Source organism: Arthrobacter sp. Y3225116, from assembly GCF_059091245.1.
The window spans coordinates 1-5,609 of record NZ_JBNHGL010000191.1 but is presented as its reverse complement, the minus strand read 5'-3'; the positions used below and the strand labels follow the sequence as shown (position 1 = coordinate 5,609).

Genomic DNA, 5,609 nt, shown 5'->3' with positions numbered 1-5,609 from the left:
ACCTGCCGAGTCCGACGTCGGCGCCTGGCCGGGCGGCGCCGTGGGCGTTTGATCAGGGGCGGGGGCAGGTGCGGGGGGTGTTTCCGCGGGGGCCGTCGCTTCGGTCTCGTCCGAAGCGACGGGGGCGGGCGCCGTCGTCGCTGATTCCGACGTTCGGCCCGCGTCGCTGCAGGACGTCAGCAGAACGGCGGTTGCCAGGCCGACGGCCGTCGCCTTCAAAAGGGCCTGCACGATGCTCCTCGCTCCAATCGTCCCCCTGGTCCGGTGCCTCATCAGGTGCAGGCGGCACGGGAAATCCCTTCCATGGTAGGCCAGTGACCCTGAGTGGAAACTGGGAGCCCGCAGCGGCCGCCGCGGGCGGATCCGAACGACGCCGGTCCTGTTCGGGCGGAACGAACGGCGCCGGTCCGTGCCTCGGCGCAGGAGCACCCGGGCGCCCGCTGGTCAGTCAGTCCGTATTAGGCACCATGCCCGGTTGAAGTCACGGTTCCGAAGATCCGATTCACGCATCCACACTTCGAGATTTCCGGCGTCCCCGAACCACCCTTCCAGCGCGGTCCAGGATTCCAGCTCCAACAGAAGGCGGTATTCGTCACCGGATTCCAAAGGCAAAACTGCGGGCAGGATGTCTTCCACCGCGGTGATGTGACCCCGATGGCTGTGGCCGTAGATGTGGCTGAACGGAATCGGGATCCCCTTGGCCGACCCAGTCCGCTGGGCCAGCCAGCCGCGCTGCAGGGCAATCTCCAGACCCTCGATCTTGTCGAATTGAGACTCGGGTGCCGAGACAGAGTCGGAAGCGGCCGGCAGCGTAAACCCGGGTAGGGGCATGACGACTTGGCACACTTCGGAAGGAGGATCGAAGTCCAAAGGGGCATCGACAAGACCAGTGCGGTCAGGGTCTTCGACCCACCGCACCAGCCATGCTCCGGATTGTCCCTCTTCGGACTCGTAGCCGAAGGACTCAAGGTCATGGAAAACCTCGAGAACGCCCTCCTTCGGCAGACCCTCACGGAGGCCGGTCACTGGCCAAGCGGCCTTGCCTTCAGCGTCCACTGCTGCATCGACGTCGGCGAGGTGAACGGCCGCCACATGAGCCAACGGCCTGCCGTCGGCTCGCCGGGGCCATTCGGGCAATGGGGCAACGGCAGGTCCCCCGAGCCAACTAATCCAAGCACCCTCAGGCCAGACCTCGCGCAACTCGGCGTCGCCCGGTTCAAATGATTGTTCACTGAGCACAGGTGAATATGCGGCCTCGTCAAGCACGTCTGCAGCGCCGGCCGCCTTGAGCCACTTCTCTACCTGGCCGTAGGGTCCGTGAATTGGCGCTGCGGGGATCTTGGTCTTCGCGGTCATGGACCGGGGTTCCTTCCGTCGTGCGTGGGTGTGGGTGTGGAGTGGAAGCGTTAGGAGCTTCCGCCCCATCATGCATCTGTTCCGCTTTAAGCGCCGGTCCTGCGAGGGATGGATCGAGGCGGACCCGCTCCCGTCGGTGGCTAGACGGGCAGCAGCGTGCGGGGCAGCGCCGTGGGGTCTGCCAGCCACTCCTCCAGGGTTCGGTTGAAGGCTTCCGGGCGGTTCATGGGCCATTCGTGCGGGGACTTCGGAGCCAGGCCGGCACGGGCGTTCGGCAATAGCCCGGCCAGGACTGCCGCCGATTCCCGGGCCTGCCGGGGTTCCTTCTCCCCGGCGGCGACGAGCACCGGACAGGTTGCCTTGTCGGTACCCGCGACGTCGGTGCCCCCGAAGATCTCCGAGATGATCGCGCGGTAGTGCCGGGGATCCAGCGGCCGGTTCTCAGCCAGGTGCGCGGTGATTTGTTCGGGTTCGAGCCGCAGGTACTTGGCGGACGCCCGCCACAGGACGGGATTCCGGGTCAGGCCGGCCAGGGCAAGCTGCGCCTTCAGCATCCACCGCGGTACCGGGAGTACCAGCACCCCGGTCAGGAACGCGCTCTGGACCAGCTCCGGGCGTTGGGCCAACAGTCGAAGCGCCACGTCGCCGCCCATCGAAAGACCTACCACGTGGACCGGCTTGTCGGTGGTCGACTCGATGAGTTCGGCGACCAGTTCGGCGGTAGCATCCAGGCTCTGCCAGTGGACTCCATGGCTGGCTCCATGGCCGGGCAGGTCCGCGGCAAGGCAACGGTAGGCCCCGGAGAAGTGCCGTATTTGCCGGTGCCAGGTGATGCCCGGCCATCCCGCGCCGTGCAGGAAGAGGATGGTCTCCGCGGAGTCGGGCCCCGAGGACACGAAGGAAAGAGTAGGCACGCCCTTACTGTACCGACGCCTGCCGATGCCGCCGGCCGACGGGCGGCCCGGCCGCCGGAGCGTGGACTTACAGGGCCAGTTTCCACCCGGGAGTGGGGATGCGGAGCCGGTCTTCGAGGCCGTTGGCGGAGAACCCGGCACGGAGTTCTTCGTGGCCTTCGCTGAAGTGCTGCCACCCCTCGGCGTGGACCGGCACGACGGTGGTCGCGTCCAGTGTGCGCGCCGCCTCGACCGCGGCCTCGGCGGTGAGGGTTAGCGGGGCGTTGTCGAAGGCTCCCACGCGGGCGGCACCGGCGAAGAGCACCGCCGTGGCGATCGGCGCGAAACGTGCCGCGACGGCGTCGACCACGTCCAGCGAGGCGTTGTCGCCGCTGATGTAAACGGTCGGGAGGTCGAATCCTGTCAGGACGAATCCGGTAACGGTGCCGGTCACCGGTTCGCATCCTTCGGGTCCGTGCCGGGCCGGGACGGCGGTGACCGTGACAGTGGTCCGGTCGGCGGCCTCGAGAACCGTCCGCTCCCACGGGGCCATCCCGGTAACCGTCGTGAGCCGGTCTGCTGCCTCCAGGGTGCCGAGGACCTTGGCGTCGCCGGATTCCACCAGGCGCCGGCCGGACGTATCCAGGTTGTCCGCGTGCTGGTCATGCGAGAGGAGGATGGCGTCCACCACCGGCAGGTCCGCGACTTGAACGGCGGGCCCGGAGGTTTTCACCAGCGTTCCCGCTGGTGTCGGGTACTCGCCGGGTTCATCAAAGGTGGGGTCGGTCAGGAACATCCAGCCGCCGAACTCCAGCAAGGCTGTCGGACCGCCAATGTGGGTGATTGCGGTTTCGTTCATGCACCCATGGTGCCCGACGAAGCCGGAGGTGGACAGAGCGGGCGGACACGACGAAGCCCCGCATCCTGAACAAGGACTGCGGGGCTTCGTTTTTGCTGGTGGCTCCGACCGGCGTCGATCCGGTGACCTTTCGATTTTCAGTCGAACGCTCTACCAACTGAGCTACAGAGCCGTGGCAACATCTTGCGATGATCACCGATGGCGTTCCGAAATCGCTCCGGAAACCAAAGCGACCCTGACGGGACTTGAACCCGCGACCTCCGCCGTGACAGGGCGGCGCGCTAACCAACTGCGCTACAGGGCCTTGCATTTTTTACGAGACTCAATCCTACCAGCCTTTCGAAGCGGTTCTGACCACTCCAGCGGGCTGCCATTCATGACGTCTCGCGTACCCCCAACGGGATTCGAACCCGTGCCGCCGCCGTGAAAGGGCGGTGTCCTAGGCCGCTAGACGATGGGGGCCAGGACCACTTGGGATTCATTTCCCCGCTGTGGACCTATAAAACTATAGGGCCTGTCCCGGGAAAAACCAAAACCGGCCGCCGCGGCCTGCCGCGGCGGCCGAGCGGGCGGTTTCGAGGCCCGGCCCGCGGGTAAAGTCGGCTGCATGCCGATGGAGATGTCCCTGCCGGAATTCGAGGACGCGGTAAACGACGCGATCGACCAGATCCCGGAAGACATCATGCGCGAGATGACCAACGTGGGCATCTTCGTGGAAGAGGAATACACCCCGCAACCCTGGGAAGACCCCGAGACGGAACTGCTGGGCGTCTACGAAGGCACGCCGCTCACCGAGAGGGACCACTGGTGGGCCGCCGGGTCCATGCCGGACCGCATCGTCGTCTTTCGCGGTCCCCTCCAACGGATGTGCTCTTCCCGGGAAGAATTGGTCCACGAGGTCCTGGTGACCGTGATCCACGAAGTTGCCCACCACTTCGGCATCGACGACGCCCGCCTGCACGAGCTGGGCTGGGGCTGACCGCCCCCTCCAACGGGTGGGACACAGGTTGCCGCCGAATCCAGCAGGCCCGGTGGCCGCCGGAAACAGCCGGTCCCGGTGACCGCCGTATCCAGCAGGCCCTCCGGGCCGGCGCGCGTCCCGCTCCGGCGATCCAATTTGCCCTGAAATCCCCCGGTGACACGCCGGTTCCTCGGCAATGCTGTTCAAATGACACTGGTGTTGTTTATGTTATCTGTGGGACAAATGTTGCAACTGTGACTGATGTTGCATATCCTCAACGTGCTGTGTGAATGCAGTTCGGTCTAGTTGGGGTGCCACCCGTTCGCACATTGACCGTTCCGGCCCCAAGGCCGGCCGTCCTGATAGGGCGCGTGCATTTACTGCGCTCCTAGTAAGGACCCGTTCGGATGAGGCTGCTTCCCTCGGGGCGTCCTGCCCCGCATCGATCGACGACGCCGAGGCGCGCCGTCGCGCTCTTCTCGGCTACCGCCCTGTTGATCTGCGTTCCGGCCCTGGCGCCGGCCATCGCCGCACCGGCGGGACAGTTGCCGCAGGTGACGTCGCAGCGGATCATCCTGCCGGCGGCGCCCACGCTGCCTTCCGGCGAGGAGATCGACGACGCCAAGGGCGATGCCGCTGCCACCCAGGCCCTGGTGGACCGGATCGAGGAGCAGCTCAAGGCAGCCTCGGGAAACCTTGCCAACGCGCAGTTCGATTCAATGCGCTCCCAGAACGCCTACAGCGAGTCGCTGCTAAGGCAGCAGGAGCGGACCACCGAACTCGCTGACGCCAAGGCCAAGTCGTCGCAGGCCGCGGAGTACTTCGAGTCGGTCAAGAACCAGGTGGGGCAGCTGGCCGGTGAACTCTACCGGAACGGCGGCGTCAACCCCGGCCTCAGCTCGCTGCTGGACAGCAAGGACGCCGGCGACGTGCTGTACAAGGCCTCCACGCTCGATGCGCTGACGGCGAACCGCTCCCAGACCCTGAGCGAATCCCAGCAGGCCGCCCAGCTGTGGGCAGCCTGGGAGCTCTATGTCACCCACGCCGAAGAGGCCGCCCGGGACGCGGCAGTAGCCGCGGAGGCCGCGGAGTCGGACGCGAAGGCCGCCAGCGCCTCGCAGGAGCAGCTGGTGGTCCGTTACGAGGAACAGCGGCAGTCGCTCCTGGAACATCTGGCCGAATTGCGCGGAACCAGCACCGGTGAAGAGGACGCACGCATCACCGCGCTGGAGCGCGCCGAGCAGGAACGACAGCTCCAGGCCCTGGTCGAGCAGTCGGCACAGGAAGCCGCCGCCGCCCAGCGGCCCGCCGGCGGCAGTTCAAACCCTCAGGGCTCCACCGTTGCAGCGGCCAGTGAAGACATCACACCGGCCCGGCCGGCCGCGCCGCCGGCAACCTCCGGGCCGGCATCCCCGTCGACCCCGCCGGCAACCTCCCGGCCGGCAACCCCGTCAACCCCGCCGGCAACCTCCCGGCCGGCGTGCTGCATGTACCAAGTGCCGTCATAGAGCCAAACAATCCACGCGCCATCGACCGGATC

5 protein-coding genes and 3 tRNA genes are annotated in these 5,609 nt (G+C 66.7%); 2 read left to right on the top strand and 6 right to left on the bottom strand.

The window, feature by feature from the left end; genetic code table 11:
- Positions 1-444: 444 nt before the first annotated feature.
- The 6 genes from AC5RV2_RS14010 to AC5RV2_RS13985 all read right to left on the bottom strand — a co-directional run bounded on the left by AC5RV2_RS14010 (position 445) and on the right by AC5RV2_RS13985 (position 3,570).
- Positions 445-1,356 (bottom strand): YwqG family protein, encoded by a 912-nt coding sequence (locus AC5RV2_RS14010; RefSeq protein WP_494092835.1) that lies wholly within the window; start codon positions 1,354-1,356, stop codon positions 445-447.
- A 140-nt stretch (positions 1,357-1,496) separates the two neighbouring features.
- Positions 1,497-2,270 (bottom strand): alpha/beta fold hydrolase, encoded by a 774-nt coding sequence (locus AC5RV2_RS14005; protein WP_494092834.1) that lies wholly within the window; start codon positions 2,268-2,270, stop codon positions 1,497-1,499.
- Positions 2,271-2,337: 67 nt separating this feature from the next.
- Positions 2,338-3,108, bottom strand: a complete 771-nt coding sequence (locus AC5RV2_RS14000; protein ID WP_494092833.1) for an MBL fold metallo-hydrolase — start codon at positions 3,106-3,108, stop codon at positions 2,338-2,340.
- 96 nt (positions 3,109-3,204) lie between these two features.
- Positions 3,205-3,280, bottom strand: a tRNA-Phe gene (locus AC5RV2_RS13995).
- A 58-nt stretch (positions 3,281-3,338) separates the two neighbouring features.
- Positions 3,339-3,412: transfer RNA gene (locus tag AC5RV2_RS13990), tRNA-Asp, on the bottom strand.
- 85 nt (positions 3,413-3,497) lie between these two features.
- A tRNA-Glu gene (locus tag AC5RV2_RS13985) sits at positions 3,498-3,570 on the bottom strand.
- Positions 3,571-3,715: 145 nt separating this feature from the next.
- Here AC5RV2_RS13985 and AC5RV2_RS13980 point away from each other — a divergent pair.
- Together AC5RV2_RS13980 and AC5RV2_RS13975 are read left to right on the top strand one after the other, a co-directional pair.
- Positions 3,716-4,087 (top strand): metallopeptidase family protein, encoded by a 372-nt coding sequence (locus AC5RV2_RS13980; RefSeq protein ID WP_494001987.1) that lies wholly within the window; start codon positions 3,716-3,718, stop codon positions 4,085-4,087.
- A gap of 389 nt (positions 4,088-4,476) precedes the next feature.
- Positions 4,477-5,577 (top strand): coiled-coil domain-containing protein, encoded by a 1,101-nt coding sequence (locus AC5RV2_RS13975; RefSeq protein WP_494092832.1) that lies wholly within the window; start codon positions 4,477-4,479, stop codon positions 5,575-5,577.
- The last annotated feature ends 32 nt before the right edge of the window (positions 5,578-5,609 follow it).

Bases quoted from the DNA above. Each gene is read 5' to 3' on its own strand.
- AC5RV2_RS14010 (WP_494092835.1), bottom strand. From the start codon at position 1,356: ATGACCGCGAAGACCAAGATCCCCGCAGCGCCAATTCACGGACCCTAC.
- AC5RV2_RS13975 (WP_494092832.1), top strand. From the start codon at position 4,477: ATGAGGCTGCTTCCCTCGGGGCGTCCTGCCCCGCATCGATCGACGACG.
- AC5RV2_RS14000 (WP_494092833.1), bottom strand. From the start codon at position 3,108: ATGAACGAAACCGCAATCACCCACATTGGCGGTCCGACAGCCTTGCTG.
- AC5RV2_RS13980 (WP_494001987.1), top strand. From the start codon at position 3,716: ATGCCGATGGAGATGTCCCTGCCGGAATTCGAGGACGCGGTAAACGAC.